The sequence below is a fragment of the Pseudomonas sp. LAIL14HWK12:I7 genome, from assembly GCF_000483465.1.
In the GTDB taxonomy this organism is placed as follows: Bacteria; Pseudomonadota; Gammaproteobacteria; order Pseudomonadales; family Pseudomonadaceae; genus Aquipseudomonas; species Aquipseudomonas kermanshahensis.
On sequence record NZ_KI519605.1, the window covers coordinates 179380 to 200911 of the forward strand.

Sequence of the window (21532 nt, forward strand, 5' to 3'; positions counted from 1 at the left end):
CTGCTGTGCGGCCCCTTCGCGGCACAAGGCCGCTCCCACAGGATAGTGAGGCTCCTTGAAGGCAGCGCAATTCCTGTGGGAGCGGCCTTGTGCCGCGAACGAGGGCGAAGCCCTCGCTGGTCAGGTCAGCATTGTCAGGTTACAGCGCTGCAATCCGCGCATGCTGCTCGGTGAAGTTGGCCAAGGCCTGTTCGGACTCGGCCAGCTTGGCGCGCTCCTTCTCGATCACCGCAGGCGGTGCCTTGTCGACGAAGGCAGCGTTGGACAGCTTGCCGCCCACGCGCTGGACTTCACCCTGCAGACGCTGGATCTCCTTGTTCAGGCGAGCCAGTTCGGCGTCCTTGTCGATCAGGCCGGCCATCGGCACCAATACCTGCAGATCGCCCACCAGTGCGGTGGCCGACAGTGGCGCTTCGTCGGCGTCGCCGAGCACGGTGAACGACTCGACCTTGGCCAGTTTCTTCAGCAGGGCTTCGTTTTCCTGCAGGCGGCGTTGGTCGTCGGCATTGGCGTTTTTCAGGAACAGTGGCAGCGGCTTGCCCGGGCCGATGTTCATTTCGGCGCGGATGTTGCGCAGGCCGACCATCAGCTCCTTGAGCCACTCGATGTCACCTTCGGCAGCGGCATCGATGCGGCTTTCATTGGCCACCGGCCACGGCTGCAGCATGATGGTCTTGCCCTGAATACCAGCCAGCGGCGCGATACGCTGCCAGATTTCTTCAGTGATGAACGGCATGAACGGGTGCGCCAGGCGCAGGGCCACTTCCAGCACGCGCACCAGGGTGCGACGGGTGCCACGGGCGCGCTCGACCGGGGCGTTCTCGTCCCACAGCACAGGCTTGGAGAGTTCCAGGTACCAGTCGCAATACTGGTTCCAGATGAACTCGTACAGGGCCTGGCTGGCCAGGTCGAAGCGGAACTGCTCCAGCTGGCGGGTCACTTCGGCTTCGGTACGCTGCAGTTGCGAGATGATCCAGCGGTCGGCCAGCGACAGCTCGTAGGCTTCGCCGTTCTGGCCGCAGTCCTCGCCCTTGTCCAGCACGTAGCGGGCGGCGTTCCAGATCTTGTTGCAGAAGTTGCGGTAGCCTTCGACGCGGCCCATGTCGAACTTGATGTCGCGGCCGGTCGAGGCCAGCGAGCAGAACGTGAAGCGCAGGGCGTCGGTGCCGTAGCTGGCGATGCCGTCCGGGAACTCGGCCTTGGTCTGCTTGGCGATCTTCTCGGCAAGCTTGGGCTGCATCATGCCGCTGGTGCGTTTTTCCAGCAGGGCGTCGAGGGTGATACCGTCGACGATGTCCAGCGGGTCCAGGACGTTGCCCTTGGACTTGGACATCTTCTGGCCCTGGCCATCGCGCACCAGGCCGTGCACGTACACGGTCTTGAACGGAACCTGCGGGGTGCCGTCCTCGTTCTTGATCAGGTGCATGGTCAGCATGATCATGCGCGCAACCCAGAAGAAGATGATGTCGAAGCCGGTGACCAGCACATCGGTGGAGTGGAACTTCTTGAGGAACTCGGTCTGTTCTGGCCAGCCCAGCGTCGAGAAGGTCCACAGGCCCGAGCTGAACCAGGTGTCGAGTACGTCGTCGTCCTGGCGCAGGGCAACATCGGCGCCCAGGTTGTGCTTGGCGCGGACTTCAGCCTCGTCACGGCCGACATAGACCTGGCCGGCCTCGTCGTACCATGCCGGGATGCGGTGGCCCCACCACAGCTGGCGGCTGATGCACCAGTCCTGGATGTCGCGCATCCAGGAGAAATACATGTTCTCGTACTGCTTGGGCACGAACTGGATGCGGCCATCTTCCACGGCGGCGATGGCAGGCTCTGCCAGCGGCTTGGTGGAGACGTACCACTGGTCGGTCAGCCACGGTTCGATGACGGTGCCCGAGCGGTCGCCTTTCGGCACTTTCAAGGCGTGGTCGTCGATGCTGACCAGCAGGCCCTGGGCGTCCAGGTCGGCGACGATCTGCTTACGCGCGACAAAGCGGTCGAGGGTGGCGTACTGGGCGGGCAGGGTGGTGTCGACCTGCTCGTTGACGCTGCCGTCGAGGTTGAAGGCCTGGGCATTGGCCAGGACCATCGCGTTCTTGTCGAAGATGTTCAGCAGCGGCAGGTTGTGGCGCTTGCCGACTTCGTAGTCGTTGAAGTCGTGTGCCGGGGTGATCTTCACGCAGCCGGTGCCGAATTCCGGGTCGCAGTAGTCGTCGGCGATGATCGGGATGCGGCGGCCGACCAGCGGCAGCTCGACGAACTTGCCGATCAGGGCCTGGTAGCGCTCGTCGTTCGGGTTGACCGCGACGGCAGCGTCACCCAGCAGGGTTTCCGGACGCGTGGTGGCAACCACCAGGTAGTCCTTGCCTTCGGCGGTCTTGGCGCCGTCGGCCAGCGGGTAGCGCAGGTTCCACAGGTGGCCCTTCTCGTCGTGGTTTTCCACTTCGAGGTCGGAGATGGCCGTGTGCAGCTTGGTGTCCCAGTTGACCAGGCGCTTGCCGCGGTAGATCAGGCCGTCTTCGTGCAGGCGCACGAAGGCTTCTTTGACGGCTTCAGACAGGCCGTCGTCCATGGTGAAGCGCTCACGGCTCCAGTCGACCGACGAGCCCAGGCGGCGGATCTGACGGCTGATGTTGCCGCCGGACTGGTCCTTCCACTCCCAGACTTTTTCCAGGAACTGTTCGCGACCCAGGTCATGACGGTTCTGGCCTTTGGCCTCGAGCTGGCGCTCGACCAGCATCTGCGTGGCGATACCGGCGTGGTCGGTGCCCGGCTGCCACAGGGTGTCGCGACCCTGCATGCGGCGGAAACGGATCAGGGCGTCCATGATCGCGTTGTTGAACCCATGGCCCATGTGCAGGCTGCCAGTGACGTTCGGCGGCGGGATCATGATGGTGTAGGACTCACCTGCACCTTGTGGAGCGAAATAGTTCTCGGACTCCCAGGTGTTGTACCAGGAAGTTTCGATAGCGTGCGGCTGGTAGGTCTTATCCATGCGCGGCGGGACCCTGTGCATTTATTCGGGAAAGCCGAAAAGTATAACGAAGGCACAGGGTTTAGGCGACAGGCCGGGGGCTGCTTTGCAGCCCTTTCGCGACACAAGGCCGCGCCCACAGGCACCGCGATCCCTGTAGGAGCGGCCTTGTGCCGCGAATGGGCCGCAAAGCGGCCCCGGAATATCACTCAGAACGCTTGATCAAGCGCTCAATACGCGCATCCAGCCGGCGCTTGATTTCGTTCTCGATATGCGGGGTAAAGTCATTGATCACGTCTTGCATGATCGCCTGCGCCGCGGCGCGCAGCTCGCTTTCCAGGTGCAGCAAGGTGTCCTGGCGGCGGGTTTGCGAGTCTTCCTCGGGGGCTGCGGCGATCGGCTCGACGGCCGATACGGGGTTGCCGGCGGGTTCGTCCAGTAACAGTGGAATCTGCTCCACCGTCTCGGTCAGCAGCGGCGGTTGCAGGTCGGCGTCGCCAAGTAACTGGCGGATCGACTCGAGGTCATCGAGCAGATGGGCGGAGTCGGGCAAAGGGGAGGGCTTGTCCATCGTCGTCAAAGTCGCTGTAAGCGGTGGTCTTGCAGAGCATAGCCCTGTTCGCGGTAGAAACGGAACCGCTCACGGGCCGATTGGCGGATGCCTGGCTCCTCGACGACGATCTCGGCCACCCGTTCGAACTGGCCGACGAACGCAGGCACGCCAGCGCCCAGGTTGATCAGCAGGTCGCTGTGTTGCCCGGCATGCTCGGCAATCCCTAAGGCCACCGTGGCATCCGCGTGCAATTCCGCGAGGTCGTGGGGCACGAAGGCTTCGCCCTTGAAGTGCCAGAGGCGTTGGTCCAGTTCGCTGCGCTGTTCGGCATCCTGGCAATGCAGGTAGACCCGGTGGCCGAGGCGCCAGGCTTTTTCGCACAGTTTGCAGGCGAAATCGAGCCGCGCCGACAAGGCGTCGGTGGGCAGGATATAGAAATCGACTTTGCTCATGGTGGTCTCTGCCGGCCGGTGGCGCGCAAGGCGCCACCGGCCTCACGGCATCAGGCGCCAGCGCGGTCCAGCAGGTACTGGGTCAGCAGCGGGACCGGGCGGCCAGTGGCGCCCTTGTCCTTGCCACCGCTGATCCAGGCCGTGCCGGCGATGTCCATGTGCGCCCAGTTGTAGGCCTTGGCGAAGCGCGACAGGAAGCAGCCTGCGGTGATGGTGCCGGCCTTCGGCCCACCGATGTTGCCCATGTCGGCGAACGGGCTGTCCAGTTGTTCCTGGTACTCGTCGAACAGCGGCAGCTGCCAGGCACGGTCGTCGGCGCGCTTGCCGGCATCCAGCAGTTGGCCGACCAGGTCGTCGTTGTTGCCCATCAGGCCCGAGGTGTGGCTACCCAGGGCGACGATGCAGGCGCCGGTCAGGGTGGCGATGTCGATCACCGCCTGGGGCTTGAAGCGTTCGGCGTAGGTCAGGGCGTCGCACAGCACCAGGCGGCCTTCGGCGTCGGTGTTGAGAATTTCGACGGTCTGGCCGCTCATGGTGGTGACGATGTCGCCCGGGCGGGTAGCGCCGCCGCTCGGCATGTTTTCAGCGCAGGCCAGCAGGCACACCAGGTTGATCGGCAGCTGCAGTTCGAGCACCGCACGCAGGGTGCCGAACACGCTGGCGGCGCCACACATGTCGTATTTCATCTCGTCCATGCCGGCGCCTGGCTTGAGGCTGATGCCACCGGTGTCGAAGGTGATGCCCTTGCCCACCAGCACGAACGGCTTGTCTGCTTTCTTGCCGCCCTGGTAATTGAGGACGATCAGGCGTGGCGGCTGGTCGCTGCCCTGGCCCACGGCGTAGAACGCGCCCATGCCCAGGTCCTTGATCTTCTTCTCGTCGAGCACTTCGACCTTGAGCCCTTTGTGCGCCTTGCCCAGCTCCTTGGCCTGTTCGGCGAGGAAGCTTGGGTGGCACAGGTTGGGCGGCAGGTTGCCCAGGTCGCGGGTGAAGGCCATGCCGGTGGCAATCGCCGTGGCGTGCTTGACGGCACGCTCGACCTCGGCCAGGCCGGCCTTGTCGGCCAGCAGGGTGACCTTTTTCAGGGCGCGCGGCTCGGCTTTCTGGCTTTTGAAACGGTCGAACACGTATTCGCCGTCTTGCAGGGTCTCGGCCAGCAGGCGGTACTTGCCGTAGTGGGCGTCGCGGTTGCTGACGGCGATATCATCCAGGGCGAGCACGGCGTCGCCACCGTTAAGGCCTTTCAGGACGCCGGCGACGCTGGCCACCAGTTTGCGCCAGGCGCGGTCGCCCAGGGCTTCGTCCTTGCCGCTGCCAACCAGCAGCACGCGTTCGGCCTTCAGGCCTGGCAGGCTGTGCAGCAGCAGGGTCTGCCCCGGTTTACCGGCCAGGTCGCCACGTTTGAGCACGGCGCTGATGGCACCTTCGCAGGCTTGGTCGACGGCCTTGGCAACAGCGCCGAGCTTGCGGCCTTCACCTACCGGTACAACCAGCGTGGCGGTTTTTACGGATGCAGCAGCTACGCTTCTTACAACCAGTTCCATGTCAGGGTCCCCGAATGATTGATACAGTTGGCGCTTTGCATTCAAGCGCTCTGGGCGGGCCAGGCCGCGTGGTCGCGTACCCGTGGAAAAGCTGCCAGTTTGAGCCTGCGGCCAGCGTGCTGACAACCCTGTTTTGCGGCTTCATGCGCGGCCAAGTGACAGGGGCGGTCAATCACAGGATAATGCGCGCACTTTACATGGAGGTTCGCCTGTGGCGAACCGACATTGGTCTTGGCTGTACTAAGTCATTGTTTGGCGCCAATGTTTGGCAGTCCGCCCTGACAACCCAGGAGTGTCTGGTTTGATCGTCTTTCGTTATCTGTCCCGCGAGGTCCTGGTGACCTTGAGCGCCGTCAGCGCCGTGCTGCTGGTGATCATCATGAGTGGGCGTTTCATCAAGTACCTGGCCCAGGCGGCGCAGGGCGTGCTCGACCCGAGCGTGCTGTTCCTGATCATGGGCTTCCGTCTGCCGGGTTTCTTGCAACTGATCCTGCCTTTGGGGCTGTTCCTCGGCATTTTGCTGGCCTACGGCCGTTTGTACCTGGAAAGCGAGATGACCGTGCTGTCGGCCACGGGCATGAGCCAGCAGCGCCTGCTGGGCCTGACCATGGCGCCCGCCGCCCTGGTGGCCTTGCTGGTTGCCTGGCTAAGCCTGAGCCTGGCGCCCCTGGGCGTGGCCCAGGTGCAGCAGATCATCAGCCAGCAGGACGCCCTGACCGAGTTCGACACCCTGGTGCCTGGGCGTTTCCAGACCCTGCGTGATGGCTCGCGGGTGACCTACACCGAGCAGCTGTCGGACGACCGCATCAACCTTGGTGGCGTGTTCATCTCCGAAAAACGCTTCAACCAGGACAAGACCAAGGACCGCGCCCCGTCGGTACTGGTCGCCGAAAAAGGCCACCAGGAAGTGCAGGCCGATGGCAACCGCTACCTGGTGCTGGAAAACGGCTACCGCTACGACGGCAACCCTGGCCAGGCCGATTACCGCGCCATCAAGTACGACACCTATGGCGTACTGCTGCCCAAGCCTGAAGTCAGCGAGGAAGTGACCGAGCGCGAAGCTATTCCGACTTCGCAATTGTTCGGCCAGGAGGGTTTGCGCGAACGCGCCGAGCTGCAATGGCGGTTGTCGTTGCCGATCCTGGTCTTCGTCGTGACCCTGTTGGCAGTGCCGCTGTCGCGGGTCAACCCACGCCAGGGCCGCTTCCTCAAGTTGCTGCCGGCGATTCTTCTGTACATGGCCTACCTGACAATGCTGATTTCCGTACGCGGCGCCCTCGAGAAGGGCAAATTGCCGATCGCCCTGGGCATGTGGTGGGTGCACGGCCTGTTCCTGCTGATCGGGCTTGGGCTGATGTACTGGGAACCGCTGAGCCTCAAACGCGCTGCCCGTCGTGCGGAGGTGGCCCGTGGTTAAACTGGATCGCTACATCGGCATGAGCGTGCTCATGGCCATTTTGGCCGTGCTGGGGATCATCCTCGGCCTGGCTTCGCTGTTCGCCTTCATCGATGAGATGAGCGACCTGAGCGACACCTACACGGTGATGGATGCCGGCTGGTTCACGCTGCTGACCGCACCGCGCCGTTTGTATGACATGTTGCCGATGGCGGCATTGATTGGCTGCCTGATCGGCCTGGGCAGCCTGGCCAGCAGCAGCGAACTGACCATCATGCGCGCTGCCGGTGTTTCCATCGGCCGCATCGTCTGGGCGGTCATGAAGCCGATGCTGGTGCTGATGCTGGTGGGCGTGTTGATTGGCGAGTACGTGGCGCCGGTCACCGAAAACAAGGCCCAGGCCGACCGTTCCCTGGCCCAGGGTGGCGGTGAGGCGCAGAGCTCCAAGCGGGGTATGTGGCACCGTCAGGGCGAAGAGTTCGTGCACATCAACGCCGTGCAGCCCAATGGTTTGTTGCTGGGCGTGACCCGCTACCGTTTCGACAGTGAGCGCAAGATCGTCACCTCCAGCTTCGCCCGCCGGGCGCAGTACAACGACGACCACTGGCAGCTCAGCGATGTCAGCACCACGTATTTCCGTGGTGACCACACCGAAGTGGTGAAGACGCCGGAAGAGCGCTGGGACGTTTCGGTCACGCCGCAGCTGCTCAATACCGTGATCCTGGCGCCGGAATCGCTGTCCATCACAGGCTTGTGGGATTACATCCACTACCTGTCCGACCAAGGCTTGAACAATGCCCGCTATTGGCTGGCGTTCTGGACCAAGGTGTTGCAGCCGGCCGTGACTGCGGCACTGGTGCTGATGGCGATATCCTTCATCTTTGGCCCCCTGCGCTCGGTGACCCTCGGCCAGCGGGTATTTACCGGTGTGCTGGTGGGCTTCGTGTTCCGCATCGCCCAGGACCTGCTAGGCCCTTCGAGCCAGGTGTTCGGCTTCCCGCCGTTGCTGGCGGTCGTGATACCGGCCGGGATCTGCGCGCTGGCAGGGTTGTGGTTACTCCGCCGAGCGGGTTGAGGGTTTGATCGAAGTGCAAAAGCCGACCTAAGGGTCGGCTTTTTTGAGGGTTCAATTCTGGCTTTAGGCGTGTGCTTGACCTTGGCCTGTAGGAGCAGCCTTGTGCTGCGAAGAGGCCGGTGACAGCACAATCAAGCTTGGCTGCTGTCACGGGCCTCTTCGCAGCACAAGGCTGCTCCTACAGGTACTGTGGCGGCATTGAAGAGTGTGCGTAACTGAGCGTCATTTCTTCTGCTTCGGCACCCGCACCAGCTGTGTCTCCGAATAGATGTCATGCCACCCGCGTTTGCGCTTGTCGATCAACGCCCAGAAAAACCCCAGCCCCAGGCACAGCCACGACGCGATCGAGACCACGAAGCGCAACAGTGCCTGCCACAGGCTGATGGCACTGCCATCGGCATTCTGCACCCGCACGCCCCACACCTGCATGCCCAGGGTCTGCCCGCCGTGGGTCCAGAACTTGGCAAAGAAACCAAACAGTGCGAACACCAGGATCGTCGACAACAACGGGTCGCCATCCAGCGCCCCGGCATCGGTCAGCTCACGCATGCGGGCCTCGCCGATGATTGCCATCTGGATCATCTTGTAAGCGCCCGCCGTCACGATCAGCAGGGCAGTGCACAGCAAAAAGTCATAGAACATCGCCGCCAGCCGGCGGCCTAGCCCAGCGGGCGGGAAGTCACCCTGGGGCAAGAGGGGAGGCTTGGACATTACGCTGCAGCTCCAGATGGCAAAGGCCCATTTTAGGGAACTGCGGGCAAAAAAAAGCCCCTGCGCGTCAACGCAGGGGCTCTTTTTTAGGGATTATCAGGCTTCTGGCTGGACTTCGTCAGCCTGCATGCCTTTTTGGCCTTGAACGGCTACGAAGGTAACCTTCTGGCCTTCTTTCAGGCTTTTGAAGCCGTTGCCTTGAATGGCACGGAAGTGTACGAACAGATCCGGACCGCTCTCTGGAGTGATGAAACCGTAACCTTTCTCGTCATTGAACCACTTGACGGTACCGTTCTGACGCGCTGCCATTTTCTTATTTCCTATAAATCTATTAATTGATAACAGTTACTTTCACATCGTTATTGAATGAAAGCTTACTGGGCTGGGTTGCTGGAAAGTAAGAGACGTCGAACGGGTTGTAGCAGATTGCGGCTACTGGCCCAGGTCACGAACTGTTGCGACCCATGCAAACACAGTGCAGTGACTCTACGCCAACTCCTGCGCGAAAAACAAGCCCTTGCTCGTCAGGAAAACAGGGCTTTTGCCGATAGCCGAACAATTTGTCGCAAACGGCATGGCGCCTGGGCTGGCGCCATGTTCGTTCGTTATTGAACAGGTTCGAAATCGAATAGGGCGAGCCTGTTCACCGACCTCATGTTCTGCATTCAGCCACGGTAGTAACGTTGCGGCACGAAAGGCATTTTGCTGACTTTCAAGGCAACCTTCTTGCCCCGTACCAATGCAAACAGTGGGGTGTCTAGCGCGCCATGTTCGATATCGACATAACCCATTGCAACCGGTGCGCCAAGTGTTGGGCCAAAGCCACCACTGCAGACTTTGCCCACTGGGTTATCGGATGCATCGACAATCTCTGCGCCTTCTCGTACCGGTGTACGTTCTTGCGGCAGCAAGCCGACACGCTTTTGTTTTACACCGTGCTGCTGCTGGCCAAAGATGATGTCAGCACCGGGGAAGCCGCCAGCGCGTTGACCGTCGGCGCGGCGCACTTTCGAGATGGCCCACAGCAGGCTGGCCTGAATCGGCGTGGTCTCGGTGTTCATGTCGTGGCCATACAGGCACAGGCCGGCTTCCAGGCGCAGCGAGTCGCGCGCACCCAGGCCGATGGGTTGCACTTCGGGCTCGGCCAGCAGGCGGCGGGCCAGGGCGTCGGCGGCGTTGGCCGGCACCGAAATTTCGTAACCGTCTTCACCGGTGTAACCTGAGCGGCTGACGTAGCAGTCTTCGCCGAGCAGGGTGACCGGGCGGAACTGCATGAAGGTCATGCCAGCCACTTCCGGGGCCAGGCGTTGCAGCACCTTGACCGCCGCCGGGCCTTGCAGGGCCAGCAGCGCGCGGGCCTCGAACAGTGGCTGAATCTCGCAGCGGCTGCCGATGTGTTTTTGCAGGTGTGCCAGGTCCTGGTCCTTGCAGGCGGCGTTCACCACCAGGAACAGCACGTCATCGCCCAGGTTGGCGACCATCAGGTCGTCGAGGATGCCGCCTTGCTCGTTGGTGAACATGGCATAGCGCTGCATGCCCACTGGCAGGTCGATGATGTCCACGGGCACCAGGCTTTCCAGCGCCTTGGCAGCGTCGCTGCCGCGCAGGATGATCTGGCCCATGTGCGAGACGTCGAACAGGCCTGCCTGCTCGCGGGTGTGCAGGTGCTCCTTGAGCACGCCCAGCGGGTACTGCACCGGCATGTCATAGCCGGCAAACGGCACCATGCGCGCGCCCAGCTCGAGGTGCAGGGCGTGCAGCGGGGTCTTGAGCAGTGTTTCGGACATCAGTGACTCCTTGGTGTTGTTATTGGGTCAACACTCGATGATGTTGACGGCCAGACCGCCGCGGGCGGTCTCCTTGTATTTGCTTTTCATGTCGGCGCCGGTCTGGCGCATGGTGCGGATGACCTTGTCGAGCGAGACGAAGTGCTGCCCGTCACCGCGCAAGGCCATGCGCACGGCGTTGATCGCCTTCACCGAGCCCATGGCGTTGCGCTCGATGCAGGGCACCTGAACCAACCCACCAATCGGGTCGCAGGTCAGGCCCAGGTTGTGTTCCATGCCGATCTCGGCGGCGTTCTCGACCTGTTGCACGGTACCGCCCATGACTTCGCACAGGGCTCCGGCGGCCATCGAGCAGGCCACGCCCACTTCGCCCTGGCAGCCAACCTCGGCGCCGGAGATGGAGGCATTTTCTTTGTAGAGAATGCCGATGGCCGCCGCCGTGAGCAGAAAGCGCACCACGCCGTCTTCGCTGGCACCTGGTACAAAGCGCATGTAGTAGTGCAAGACCGCTGGGACGATGCCCGCGGCGCCATTGGTGGGTGCGGTGACCACACGGCCGCCGTAGGCGTTCTCTTCGTTTACCGCCAGCGCGTAGAGGTTGACCCAGTCGAGCACCGACAGCGCATCGCGCAGGCTGGCTTCCGGGTGTTGGCTGAGCTGTCGGTACAACGCCGGTGCCCGGCGCTTGACCTTGAGCCCACCCGGCAAAATGCCTTCATGGCGGTAACCGGCCTCGACGCAATCCTGCATCACTTGCCAGATACGCAGCAGGCCGGCACGGGTCTCGGCCTCCGGGCGCCAGGCCGCCTCGTTGGCCAGCATCACCTGGCTGATCGACAGGTGTTGCGCGGTGCAGTGCCCGAGCAGCGCCTTGGCGGACTTGAATGGGGAGGGCAGCGGCGTGCTGTCCTCGACGATACGGTCGTGGCCGGCAGCGTCCTCGTCGACCACGAAACCGCCGCCTACCGAGTAGTACTCGCGGCTGCGGATCTGCAGGCCGGCGTGGTCGAAGGCGCGGAAGATCATGCCGTTGGGGTGGTAGGCCAGTGGCTTGCGGATCATCGCCAGGTGCTGCTTTTCGACGAACGCGATGTCGTGTTCGCCGAGCAGGCACAGGTGCCCGCTGTCGCGGATCGCCTGCAGGCGGGCGGGGATGGCTTCGGTATCGACGGTATCGGGGTGCTCGCCTTCCAGGCCGAGTAACACCGCCTTGTCGCTGCCGTGGCCTTTACCCGTGGCGCCGAGCGAGCCATACAGCTCTGCCTTGACGCTGACCGTGCTGGCCAGCAGGCCGTCGCGGCGCAGGCCTTCGGCAAAACGTGCGGCGGCGCGCATCGGGCCGACCGTGTGGGAGCTGGAGGGGCCGATGCCGATCTTGAACAGGTCGAAGACGCTCAGTGACATGCTGCTTCCTCCAGGTAAGGCTTGAAGGCGACACTGGACCCTGTGGGAGCGGGTTTACCCGCGAATGCGTCAGTGAGTCCACAATTGCATTCGCGGGTGAACCCGCTCCCACAGGTCAGGCGGTGGGCCGATGAGCTATCAGGCGTCCTGGTAGCTCTCGATCGACGGGCAGGCGCAGACCAGGTTGCGGTCGCCGAACACGTTGTCGACCCGGCCGACAGGTGGCCAGTACTTGCTTTCCACCAGGCTCGGCAGCGGGTACACCGCCTGTTCACGGCTGTAGCCGTGGGCCCATTCGCCAACCAGCTCCGCTGCGGTGTGCGGGGCGTTTTTCAGTGGGTTGTCGTCCTTGTCCAGGCTGCCGTTCTCGACGGCGCGAATTTCTTCGCGGATCTGGATCATCGCGTCGCAGAAGCGGTCCAGCTCTTCCTTGGACTCGCTTTCAGTCGGCTCGATCATCAGCGTGCCGGCCACCGGGAAGGACATGGTCGGGGCGTGGAAACCGAAGTCGATCAGGCGCTTGGCCACGTCGTCGACGCTGATACCGCTGGTGTCCTTCAGCGGGCGCAGGTCGAGGATGCACTCGTGGGCAACCAGGCCATTACCACCGGTGTACAGAACAGGATAGTGCTCTTCCAGGCGGCGGGCGATGTAATTGGCGTTGAGGATGGCCATTTGCGACGCGCGCTTGAGGCCGGCACCGCCCATCATGCGGATGTACATCCAGGTGATCGGCAGGATGCTGGCGCTGCCGAACGGTGCGGCACACACCGCGCCCTGCGGGTTCTCCAGCTGCGCGTGGCCGGGCAGGAACGGCGCCAGGTGCGACTTGACGCCGATCGGGCCGACGCCCGGGCCGCCACCACCGTGCGGAATGCAGAAGGTCTTGTGCAGGTTCAGGTGCGAAACGTCGCCGCCGAACTTGCCAGGGGCACACAGGCCGACCATGGCGTTCATGTTGGCGCCGTCGATGTAAACCTGGCCGCCGTTGTCGTGGATGATCGCGCAGATTTCGCCGATCGCTTCTTCGAACACGCCGTGGGTCGACGGGTAGGTGATCATGATGGCGGCCAGGCGCTCGCGGTGTTCAATGGCCTTGGCGCGCAGGTCCTCGACATCGACGTTGCCACGGGCGTCACAGGCGGTGACCACCACACGCATGCCCGCCATGTTCGCGGTCGCAGGGTTGGTGCCATGGGCCGAAGACGGGATCAGGCAAATGTCGCGGTGGCCTTCGCCGCGGCTGCGGTGGTAGGCACGGATGGCCAGCAGGCCGGCGTACTCGCCCTGGGAACCGGCGTTGGGTTGCAGCGACACCGCGTCGTAACCGGTGGCGGCGCACAGCATGGCTTCCAGCTCGGTGGTCATCTGCAGGTAACCCTGGCTTTGTTCAGCCGGGGCGAACGGGTGCAGGTTGCCGAATTCGGCCCAGGTGACCGGGATCATTTCACTGGCAGCGTTGAGCTTCATGGTGCACGACCCCAGCGGGATCATGCTGCGGTCCAGCGCCAGGTCCTTGTCGGCCAGGCGACGCAGGTAACGCATCAGCTCGGTTTCGCTGTGGTAGCGGTTGAACACCGGGTGTTCGAGGATCGCCGACTGGCGCAGCAGGTTGGCCGGCAGCAGCGAGCCCGTGCTGGCCGCGAGGGCGGCGAAGTCCGGTTGCGGTTGGTCGCCGGCCAGCAGTTGCCAGAGCGCTTCGACATCCGCCTGGGCGGTGGTCTCGTCGAGCGACAGGCCGACGTGGCCAGCGTCGACCTGGCGCAGGTTGATGCGCTGGTCACGGGCTTTGGCATGCAGGCTGGCGGTGGCTTCGCCGGTGGCCAGCGTCAGGGTATCGAAGGCGCTGTCGCCGACGACCTGGACGCCCATGGCCTTGAGGCCGGCGGCGAGGATGGCGGTCAGTGCATGGGTGCGTTGGGCGATGCGCTTGAGGCCGGCTGGGCCGTGGTACACGGCGAACATGCTGGCGATGTTGGCCAGCAGCACCTGGGCGGTGCAGATGTTGCTGGTGGCCTTCTCGCGGCGGATGTGCTGTTCGCGGGTTTGCATGGCCAGGCGCAGGGCGGTCTTGCCGAAGCGGTCGATCGACACGCCGACCAGGCGGCCCGGCATGTCGCGCTTGAAGGCATCGCGGGTGGCGAAGTAAGCCGCGTGCGGGCCGCCAAAGCCCAGTGGCACGCCAAAGCGTTGGGCGCTGCCGATGGCCACGTCAGCGTCGAACTCGCCTGGCGGGGTCAGCAGGGTCAGGGCCAGCAGGTCGGCAGCCACGGCCACCAGGGCGTTGGCCGCGTGGAAGCGCTGAACCAGGTCGCGGTAGTCGAACACGTCACCGTTGCTGGCCGGGTATTGCAACAGTGCGCCGAAGAAAGCGCTGACATCGGTCAGTTCACGTTCGTCGCCAACCACCACGTCGATGCCCAGCGGCTCGGCACGGGTGCGCAGCACGTCGAGGGTTTGCGGGTGGCAGTGGCTGGAAGCGAAGAAGGCATGGCTGGCCTTGTTCTTCGACAGGCGCTTGCAGAAGGTCATGGCTTCGGCGGCAGCGGTGGCTTCGTCGAGCAACGAGGCGTTGGCGATCGGCAGGCCGGTCAGGTCGCTGATCAGGGTCTGGAAGTTCAACAGCGCTTCCAGGCGCCCCTGGGAAATTTCCGGCTGGTAAGGGGTGTAGGCGGTGTACCAGGCCGGGTTTTCCAGCAGGTTGCGCAGGATCGGTGCCGGGGTGTGGGTGTTGTAGTAACCCTGGCCGATGTAGCTTTTGAACAGCTGGTTGTTGCCGGCGATGGCTTTCAGCGAGGCGAGTGCGTCTGCTTCGCTCTGGCCGTCTTCAGCGCCGAGCACGCTGGTGCCCTTGATGCTGTCGGGGATGACCGCGGCGGTCATGGCGTCCAGGGAATCGAACCCCAGGGTGGCGAGCATGGCCTGTTCGTCAGCGGCGCGTGGGCCGATGTGGCGGGCGATGAATTCGTTGGCGGTGCCGAGGTTGATGGTCATGGTGCGGTTCCTCAGACGTCGTCGTTGGCTTTGATCAGGCGGTCGTAGGCGTCCTGGTCGAGCAGGGCGGTTACTTCGCTCATGTCGGCCGGGTTGAAGCGGAAGAACCAGCCTTCACCCATCGGGTCTTCGTTGACCAGTTCCGGGCTGCTTTCGAGCTGGCCGTTGACCTCGACCACTTCGCCGGTCAGCGGCATGTACACGCCACTGGCGGCCTTGACCGATTCGACGGTGGACGCTTCGCTGCCTTTCTCATACTGCTGCAACTCTGGCAGTTGCACGAAGACCACATCGCCGAGGGCGTTCTGGGCGTAGGCGGTGATGCCCACGGTGACGCTGCCGTCAGCTTCGACGCGCAGCCATTCGTGATCTTCAGTAAAACGCAACTCGCTCATGGGAAATCCTCGAAAAGCAGGGCGGTAGGCGTGGTCAGCCACGCACTTGTTGGATTTCCTGTAGCAAAAATGTGGCCAATAAAATAAAGCGCTTATAAATCAATGGTTTGATCGATTATCGAAGTGCTCGTGAAAACGAGACCGGAATGAAATCGATACAGAAGGTCCACGGCCCAAATCGCCAGTCGTGGCAAACCCTTATAGATACAGATCGGTGTCGGTGTGTATTGATTCCATTACGATGTATTGAAATCAATACACACACGTCATCTAAGCCTAGCGGTCGGCACCTGGCTCAGGCTGGCGACGCCTGGCGCTGTTGCAGGCGCACCGTCAGCATCCCCGACAGCGAGATCAGCCAGAGCACCAGGAACACGCCCGCGATCGCCAGGTTGGACGCCAACGGCAGCGCACTGACGATGCCCGACGCCAGCGACCCGAACACCAGCATCAGGCAGCCTTGCAGGCTTGCCGCTACGCCTGCGCGGTCGGGGAACAGGGACATGGAGCGGGCCATGGCGTTGGAAAAGATAAAGCCCTGGCCGAACGCGACAAGCATGATGCCACCCAGGATGCTGACCAGGTTCAGCCCAGCCGGCATGGCGGCAATGCTCAACACGCCGAGCAGGAACAGCAGCATGCCCGTCCACATCAACGTGGCCGCCTGGACCCTGCGGATCAACGCGCGATTGACCAGCGTCCCGACCAGATAGCAACTGCCCACCGCCAGTGCCGTGGTGCCGAAGTACTGTGCGTCATGGCCCAGCCGTTCCTGGACGATATGCGGGCCAATCACGTTCCACAGCAGAAACGCCGAGAAACTTGCCCCCAGCACGATGACCGAAGAACGAAAGCGCCCATCAGCCAGGATGCACCGGTAGCCCACCATCGTTTGCATGGCACTGCGACGGGCAGTGGCGGGCAGCGATTCCTTGAGCCCAGCCAGGACGAACGCCATCACGATCACGGCGTAGACCGCATACAGGACGAAATTGTAGCGCCACCCCAGGTAGACCTCGATCATGCCGCCCACATAGGGTGCGATGACGGGCCCGAGGCCGAACGCCAGGCTCAGGTAGATGATCGCCACATAAAAGCGCGGGCCCTTGACGATATCGACCAGCAAGGCACGGGCAACCACTTGGCAGGCACCGATCGCAAAACCTTGCAGTGCGCGGGCCACCAACAGCATTTCGATGGAGGTCGAGAAGGTGGCCAGCAGGCTACCGCTGAGGAACAGCGCCAGGCCCAGGATTACTGCCGGCCTGCGCCCGCGCGCATCGGTCATGATGCCGAAAAATAGCTGGCCGATGGCATAGAACAGCAAGGTGATGGTGATGGTGTTTTGCATGAGCGACGGGCTGGCGCCCAGCTCATGCCCGATTGACGGCATGCTCGGCGCATACAGGTCGATGGCGATCCCCCCGACGCTGTTGATCAGGGGCGCAAGGAACACGATGAAATTCTCGTAACGCTTGTTTGCGTTCATGGTTACCTCCAGTGCTCCGGGCACGGCCATGCCCGGAGCCAGATGTGGTCAGGCGGATGCCTGGCAGGTGAAATGCGGCTGGCTCAGCGCCAGGGCGGGGGCATTGCCCCAGGTACTCGGTGCAGACAGGCGCGAAGCCACCACCCGTGGTCCGTGTTCGTAGTAGTTGCCCCAGTTGACGCCAGGGTCCTTGAGCCTGCTGCGGTCGGCACCGCCCAGGTCCTCAAGGGTGTCTACCAGGGGGATCAGCAGCTGGCGCACCTGCTCGGTCGCGGTCAGCACCACCAAGCCGAAATTTCGCAGGGCCAGTGTCTTGATCACGTTGTTGAGCAAGTACTTCCCGGCCCCACTGCCGCTATGGAACGAGGCGAAGGCGCCCACTTCGGCAATGCGTGCCCGATCAATGTGGTAGCGCTCATCCAGGCTTTGATCCAGGTAGTACTCGCTGAACAGCTTGCCGGAATCGCCGTAGCTGATCCCCGCACAGGCGTAACCTGGGGCCCCACCGTTGGCACCGGTCAGGCAGACGAACAGATCGGGCTGGGGCTCTGGCGTCGCGCCATAGTGCTTGAGGTAGTGGGCACGTACCGCTTCCTGCAGGCATCGGTAGCCAGGTCGGCCTTTGTAGAAATTACGCACGATGTACATGGTGGCTTCCTCAGGCGTACATCTGGTCGATGAACCGCGCTTCGATCTCAGCCCTGCGTGGCCGCCCCGTGACGGTGTAGAACTGATCACGGAAGGAGGCGATGTCAGCGATGACACGAATCTGCCTGACCCTGGCAAAGTCGGCGAGCCGGTGCTCCAGGCGCGCCATTTCCTGGCGGACCGAGTCAGCGCAGGCGCTGCTCAAGACGATGGCGCAGGGCTCGTCCTTGCCTTCGCCCATGACGATCATGTCGTCTACCAGGGCGCTCTCTTTGTAGACGTTCTCGACCCATTCAGGCGAAATGTTGCGTGCGGTAGACAGGATGATCACGTGCTTCTTGCGGCCGGTGATGTACAGATAACCGTCGCGAAATTCGGCGATATCGCCGGTATGCAGATACCCGTCGGACAGGTCGCAGGCAGTATCGTCGGCGTTGTAGTAACCGGCGCAGAGGGTCGGCGTGCGGACCAGCAATTCACCGTCGACCAGCTTGGGTTCGATACCATCGAGCAGTGTGCCTGCCGAGCCGATACGCCGTTGCGCCGGTGAGTTGAGCGAAATGATCGAAGAGTTCTCGCTCAGGCCATAGGCTTCGAACACCTGCACGCCGTGCGCTTCCAAGGCTTCCAAAACCGTTACCGGAATCTTCGCGCCGCCGGTGATGATGTGCGGGCGTTGTGGCCCGAACAGTTCCTCGACCGAGCAGTGCTCGAGCAGCAGGTTGGCCTCTTCCAGCAGCTTGGGCGGCAGGTACAGGAAGTTCGGCTGGTTGGGTGCTATCAGTTGCAGGTACTGCCGTGCGTTGCCGCTGGCTGCGCCGTATTCGGTCATGCCTTCGGGCATGAGGGTCAAGGTGCCGCCGGACAGAATCGGGATGAACACCCCCAGCACCTGCTCGATCAGCAAACTCATGGGGACGATCGAGAAGTAGTGCAGCGGCTGTTGTGGCAGGCGCTTCATCACGTTATCGACCAGCAACCCGACGGCCTCGTCGCGGATCATCACCCCTTTGGGTTTGGAGGTGGTGCCGGACGTGTGGATGATCGAAACAATGCCGTCCGGGATGAGCTCGTCCTCCTGGCGCCATTCATCACCAATGGTCTCGTGCATGAGTTGCGCGGGGATGAAGCACGCCTTGTCCGGCAAAATAGCGTGCAGGCGGCCGGCGGTTTGCTCATCGCTGACGAACACTGCCGCTGCCTTGCCCAGCAGGCTGCCGATCTGGTCGTCGGAGAACTCGATGGGCACCGGTAGCAACACACCGCCCACTTTCTGGATCGCCAGCAAGGTGTACACCCACTCGTAGCAAGAGCGCATGGCGATGCCGAACACTTTGCGTTCGCAGCGGCCAACCCGCCCCTCGAGGGCACTGGCCAGTCGCATCACGTCACGGCGCAATTCGTGCAACGTGTAGGCGCGACCGTTCATTTCCTTGATCACTACGCGGTCGGGGGTGGCGGCCAGGTAGTCCTGCATTTTTTGGCTGATCATTGGCCGATACCTCCAATGCGGTAGCTTTGCGCGCCGAATATGCGCCGTGAGGGGTCATCCAGGCGTCGGCGACCGTGCATCACCCGGGTGTTGTCGATTACCACCAGGTCGCCCTTCTGCCAGAAGTGGCTATAGGTATTGCGGGCGGTGACTTCTTTGATTTCGTCCCAGATATCCAGGGCGATATCTTCACCATCGGCCCACGTGATAAGCGGCGGTTCATAATTGACGCTGGGGCCGAGCATTGAATTGCAAAACGCTTGCTTGCCGCTGAAGCAACTGGTTTCAACCGCGGAGATAACCAGTTCGGACGCAATCAGGTTCTGATCAATGCGACGGTAAGTTTGGCCACTGACGAGTTGATTGACGTGGTGCAAATGCTCGTCGGTAATGTCATCGATGGGCAGTTGCAGTTCAATGCTCAGAAAACGTTTTACATTGTTCCAAGGGATGCGCCGGCTGTAACGGATCTCACGGTTCTCAAAACACTTTCGGGTTTTCGAAGACAAGTCGAACAGTACGCGTTGGCCGTCGCACAAGGTCGTCTCAGAGCCCACGGCTGCAGGCTCCAGGCAGTAGAACCACTGCAGGTCGGGGTTGAATGGCAAGTTACCGTTCTCACGGTGAAGCCCCATTTCATTCACCCCGGCCTCGATTTCTGCCGTGTTGGACGTGGCGGCTTTGCGGGCCGGGTCGAATGTCACGCGGGCGGAATGCGCACTGACGAAGTCGTTGAAGTCCGGCAGCGTATCGGCAAAGTCGCGGTAGATAATTGCGCCACTGTGGGCGAGGTCTTCATACAGTGTTGCACTGTTGATTGAATCGCCTACCCGCAGGTCGCGGTCGACGGCATAGATACATTCAAAACCGTAGCACGGCGTCGGTTGTCGATAGAACGGAAACACCGTGGGTTGTACGTGCGCCAGCATGACTTATTCCTCCGTGAACTGTGGGTCAGGTAGAACACCGCTACCCGATGACCTCACAGTAAGTGAAAAGAACAAGCTGCTGGTTTTAAGAAATTTAAACGCGATGGGAAAATTTAATAAAGCCGGGTCATCGTTCCGTCAACAGCGTTTGCGCCACCGCTTCGACCAGTGTGCGCAGGCTGGAAATATCCTTGCTGTCGCTGCGGTCGCGCGACCAGATCATGTCGAGGGTGAAACTGGGGAACCCCAGTGGCGGTTTGCACACCTTAAGCCCAGGCGCGATGCGCAGGTGCGGCAACAGGCGTGCGGGCAGTGCCACCGTGGCGGGCACGGCGGCCACGATATTCACGCAGGCCTGATAGCCGTTGGCGCGCACCAGCACGTTGCGTGATCGGCCAACCTTGTCCAGCCAGCTGTCGACCATGTTCTTTTCCGATATCCACGGTGTGGGGAACACATGGGGCGACGCACAGAACTCGTCCAGGCTCATGGCCTCTTCACTGGCGAGCATGCCTTGGCTGGTTACGCACACGAAATCATCGCTGAGCACGGGTTGCCACTGCAGCTCGGGGTGCATCTGGTGATAGCCGGGGCCAAAGCCGATGGCAATGTCGATGTCGCCTGAAATCAGCCGGTCCACCGGCAGGTCACGGCTCAAGCGTTCGAGGTGCAGCGAGGTATTGCCGTGGGTACGTGACAGTACCGCCAGCGCCTGCGGCAAGAAGGACAGTTCGAAATACTCGGGCGCGCAGATGCGCCAGATCTTGCGCTGTGCTTGTGGCGAGACGCTGCTGTCGTCCTCGGCACAGCGGTTGACTGACTCGACCACCACGCGCAGGTACGGGGCAATCTTTTCCGCTTTGGTGGTGGGTTTCAGCACCCCTTGCGACGACGAGAACAAGGTGTCGTCGAAGCACCCGCGCAGGCGCTTCAGGCAATAACTGACGGTGGGCTGGCTGACATTCATCAATTCGGCAGTCCGCTTGGCGCTGCGCAGTTCGAGCAGGTTGATGAACACCACGATGTCCTGCAGATCCAATTGCTTCAGGTAATTGCTGTGAAGCATGAAAATTCCTCCTGAATTTTCCAGTTCATTGCCTGGGCGCACCCTCACCTGGCAGATGAGCGAGCATTTGCTTCAACAGCTGAGCGAAGTGTGCTCGCTGCTCGGCGCTCAGGGGGGCCAGTACCAGCTCCTGGATCTCAGTATGGGTAAGGACGGCCTTATCAATCAATGCCTTGCCCTGTGCTGTGAGGGCCACCTGGGAGCTGCGCTTGTCATGATTGTCGGCAATGCGCTCGACCATGCCGGCGCTTTCCAGTCTCGCCAAGCGGTTGGTCATCGCGCCGGACGTTATCAGCAACGAGCGATACAGCTCGGTGGGCGTCAGGCGGTAGGGCGCCCCCGCACGGCGCAAGGTTGCCAGGACGTCGAATTCGCCCTCCTTGAAACCATACTGCGCCAGGGCTTCTGCACGCATGCGCTCCAGGTGCTTGCTGATACGCGCCATTCGGCCAAAGATTTCCATGGAGGAAACATCCACGGAAGGCATCGCCTGCGCCCACTGCGCGACGACGAAATCGACATGATCGTTCATTGCTGCACTCATCGTTCAACCTGGAAATGTGTAACCAGCGCACCTTCTGAACCCCCGCACCTTTTAACAATCTTAACGTTAAGCTATCTTGGCGCGGTGA

The 21532-nt window shown here is 62.3% G+C and carries 18 protein-coding genes; 2 read left to right on the top strand and 16 right to left on the bottom strand.

All coding sequences use genetic code 11. The features are described from left to right. Positions 1-139: 139 nt before the first annotated feature. The 4 genes from D886_RS0120235 to D886_RS0120250 form a co-directional block, all read right to left on the bottom strand. Positions 140-2986: a valine--tRNA ligase gene (locus D886_RS0120235; protein ID WP_027595627.1), complete on the bottom strand. Its 2847-nt coding sequence runs from the start codon at positions 2984-2986 to the stop codon at positions 140-142. Positions 2987-3170: 184 nt separating this feature from the next. Continuing rightward, entirely contained in the window at positions 3171-3536 is a 366-nt protein-coding gene (locus D886_RS0120240) for a hypothetical protein (RefSeq protein WP_027595628.1), read from the bottom strand. A 5-nt stretch (positions 3537-3541) separates the two neighbouring features. Continuing rightward, positions 3542-3970: a DNA polymerase III subunit chi gene (locus tag D886_RS0120245; protein WP_027595629.1), complete on the bottom strand. Its 429-nt coding sequence runs from the start codon at positions 3968-3970 to the stop codon at positions 3542-3544. Between the two features lie 50 nt (positions 3971-4020). Continuing rightward, positions 4021-5514 (bottom strand): leucyl aminopeptidase, encoded by a 1494-nt coding sequence (locus D886_RS0120250; protein ID WP_027595630.1) that lies wholly within the window; start codon positions 5512-5514, stop codon positions 4021-4023. Positions 5515-5815: 301 nt separating this feature from the next. Between D886_RS0120250 and lptF the strand changes: the two genes are divergently transcribed. Together lptF and lptG are read left to right on the top strand one after the other, a co-directional pair. Further along, on the top strand, positions 5816-6931 hold the full coding sequence (lptF, locus tag D886_RS0120260) for an LPS export ABC transporter permease LptF (protein ID WP_027595632.1): 1116 nt from the start codon (positions 5816-5818) through the stop codon (positions 6929-6931). Then, entirely contained in the window at positions 6924-7985 is a 1062-nt protein-coding gene (lptG, locus tag D886_RS0120265; protein ID WP_027595633.1) for an LPS export ABC transporter permease LptG, read from the top strand. Before lptF ends, lptG begins: the two co-directional genes overlap by 8 nt. Before the next feature lie 222 nt (positions 7986-8207). Here the strand turns inward: lptG and D886_RS0120270 are convergent, their stop codons facing one another. The 12 genes from D886_RS0120270 to D886_RS0120325 all read right to left on the bottom strand — a co-directional run bounded on the left by D886_RS0120270 (position 8208) and on the right by D886_RS0120325 (position 21432). After that, positions 8208-8696: an RDD family protein gene (locus D886_RS0120270; protein ID WP_027595634.1), complete on the bottom strand. Its 489-nt coding sequence runs from the start codon at positions 8694-8696 to the stop codon at positions 8208-8210. A 96-nt stretch (positions 8697-8792) separates the two neighbouring features. Then, positions 8793-9005, bottom strand: a complete 213-nt coding sequence (locus D886_RS0120275; RefSeq protein WP_027595635.1) for a cold-shock protein — start codon at positions 9003-9005, stop codon at positions 8793-8795. A gap of 356 nt (positions 9006-9361) precedes the next feature. Continuing rightward, complete coding sequence (gene gcvT / locus D886_RS0120280) at positions 9362-10486, bottom strand: glycine cleavage system aminomethyltransferase GcvT (protein ID WP_027595636.1); 1125 nt, start codon at positions 10484-10486, stop codon at positions 9362-9364. Positions 10487-10510: 24 nt separating this feature from the next. Beyond that, a complete protein-coding gene (locus D886_RS0120285; protein ID WP_027595637.1) occupies positions 10511-11887 on the bottom strand; it encodes an L-serine ammonia-lyase in 1377 nt (458 codons plus the stop codon). A gap of 138 nt (positions 11888-12025) precedes the next feature. After that, positions 12026-14881, bottom strand: coding sequence for an aminomethyl-transferring glycine dehydrogenase (gene gcvP, locus D886_RS0120290; RefSeq protein WP_027595638.1), 2856 nt, complete (start codon positions 14879-14881; stop codon positions 12026-12028). 11 nt (positions 14882-14892) lie between these two features. Continuing rightward, positions 14893-15276 (bottom strand): glycine cleavage system protein GcvH, encoded by a 384-nt coding sequence (gene gcvH, locus D886_RS0120295; protein WP_027595639.1) that lies wholly within the window; start codon positions 15274-15276, stop codon positions 14893-14895. 295 nt (positions 15277-15571) lie between these two features. Continuing rightward, on the bottom strand, positions 15572-16765 hold the full coding sequence (locus tag D886_RS0120300; protein WP_027595640.1) for a multidrug effflux MFS transporter: 1194 nt from the start codon (positions 16763-16765) through the stop codon (positions 15572-15574). A gap of 48 nt (positions 16766-16813) precedes the next feature. Continuing rightward, a complete protein-coding gene (locus D886_RS0120305; RefSeq protein WP_027595641.1) occupies positions 16814-17413 on the bottom strand; it encodes a thermostable hemolysin in 600 nt (199 codons plus the stop codon). A 10-nt stretch (positions 17414-17423) separates the two neighbouring features. After that, the gene (locus tag D886_RS0120310; RefSeq protein WP_027595642.1) at positions 17424-18905 is read right to left on the bottom strand and encodes an AMP-binding protein; all 1482 of its coding nucleotides are present in this window, start codon (positions 18903-18905) and stop codon (positions 17424-17426) included. Further along, entirely contained in the window at positions 18902-19834 is a 933-nt protein-coding gene (locus D886_RS0120315) for a TauD/TfdA family dioxygenase (protein WP_050580772.1), read from the bottom strand. The genes D886_RS0120310 and D886_RS0120315 overlap by 4 nt, the downstream gene beginning before the upstream one ends. Before the next feature lie 127 nt (positions 19835-19961). Further along, the gene (locus D886_RS0120320) at positions 19962-20900 is read right to left on the bottom strand and encodes a LysR family transcriptional regulator (protein ID WP_027595644.1); all 939 of its coding nucleotides are present in this window, start codon (positions 20898-20900) and stop codon (positions 19962-19964) included. A 25-nt stretch (positions 20901-20925) separates the two neighbouring features. Next, on the bottom strand, positions 20926-21432 hold the full coding sequence (locus D886_RS0120325) for a MarR family winged helix-turn-helix transcriptional regulator (protein ID WP_027595645.1): 507 nt from the start codon (positions 21430-21432) through the stop codon (positions 20926-20928). Positions 21433-21532 lie beyond the last annotated feature (100 nt).

Excerpts from the sequence above, each read along its gene's own strand:
- gcvH (WP_027595639.1), bottom strand. The coding sequence starts at position 15,276 with ATGAGCGAGTTGCGTTTTACTGAAGATCACGAATGGCTGCGCGTCGAA.
- D886_RS0120325 (WP_027595645.1), bottom strand. The coding sequence starts at position 21,432 with ATGAACGATCATGTCGATTTCGTCGTCGCGCAGTGGGCGCAGGCGATG.
- D886_RS0120275 (WP_027595635.1), bottom strand. The coding sequence starts at position 9,005 with ATGGCAGCGCGTCAGAACGGTACCGTCAAGTGGTTCAATGACGAGAAA.
- D886_RS0120250 (WP_027595630.1), bottom strand. The coding sequence starts at position 5,514 with ATGGAACTGGTTGTAAGAAGCGTAGCTGCTGCATCCGTAAAAACCGCC.
- D886_RS0120270 (WP_027595634.1), bottom strand. The coding sequence starts at position 8,696 with ATGTCCAAGCCTCCCCTCTTGCCCCAGGGTGACTTCCCGCCCGCTGGG.
- D886_RS0120245 (WP_027595629.1), bottom strand. The coding sequence starts at position 3,970 with ATGAGCAAAGTCGATTTCTATATCCTGCCCACCGACGCCTTGTCGGCG.
- D886_RS0120315 (WP_050580772.1), bottom strand. The coding sequence starts at position 19,834 with ATGCTGGCGCACGTACAACCCACGGTGTTTCCGTTCTATCGACAACCG.
- D886_RS0120240 (WP_027595628.1), bottom strand. The coding sequence starts at position 3,536 with ATGGACAAGCCCTCCCCTTTGCCCGACTCCGCCCATCTGCTCGATGAC.
- D886_RS0120310 (WP_027595642.1), bottom strand. The coding sequence starts at position 18,905 with ATGATCAGCCAAAAAATGCAGGACTACCTGGCCGCCACCCCCGACCGC.
- D886_RS0120300 (WP_027595640.1), bottom strand. The coding sequence starts at position 16,765 with ATGAACGCAAACAAGCGTTACGAGAATTTCATCGTGTTCCTTGCGCCC.
- gcvP (WP_027595638.1), bottom strand. The coding sequence starts at position 14,881 with ATGACCATCAACCTCGGCACCGCCAACGAATTCATCGCCCGCCACATC.
- D886_RS0120235 (WP_027595627.1), bottom strand. The coding sequence starts at position 2,986 with ATGGATAAGACCTACCAGCCGCACGCTATCGAAACTTCCTGGTACAAC.
- D886_RS0120320 (WP_027595644.1), bottom strand. The coding sequence starts at position 20,900 with ATGCTTCACAGCAATTACCTGAAGCAATTGGATCTGCAGGACATCGTG.
- D886_RS0120305 (WP_027595641.1), bottom strand. The coding sequence starts at position 17,413 with ATGTACATCGTGCGTAATTTCTACAAAGGCCGACCTGGCTACCGATGC.
- D886_RS0120285 (WP_027595637.1), bottom strand. The coding sequence starts at position 11,887 with ATGTCACTGAGCGTCTTCGACCTGTTCAAGATCGGCATCGGCCCCTCC.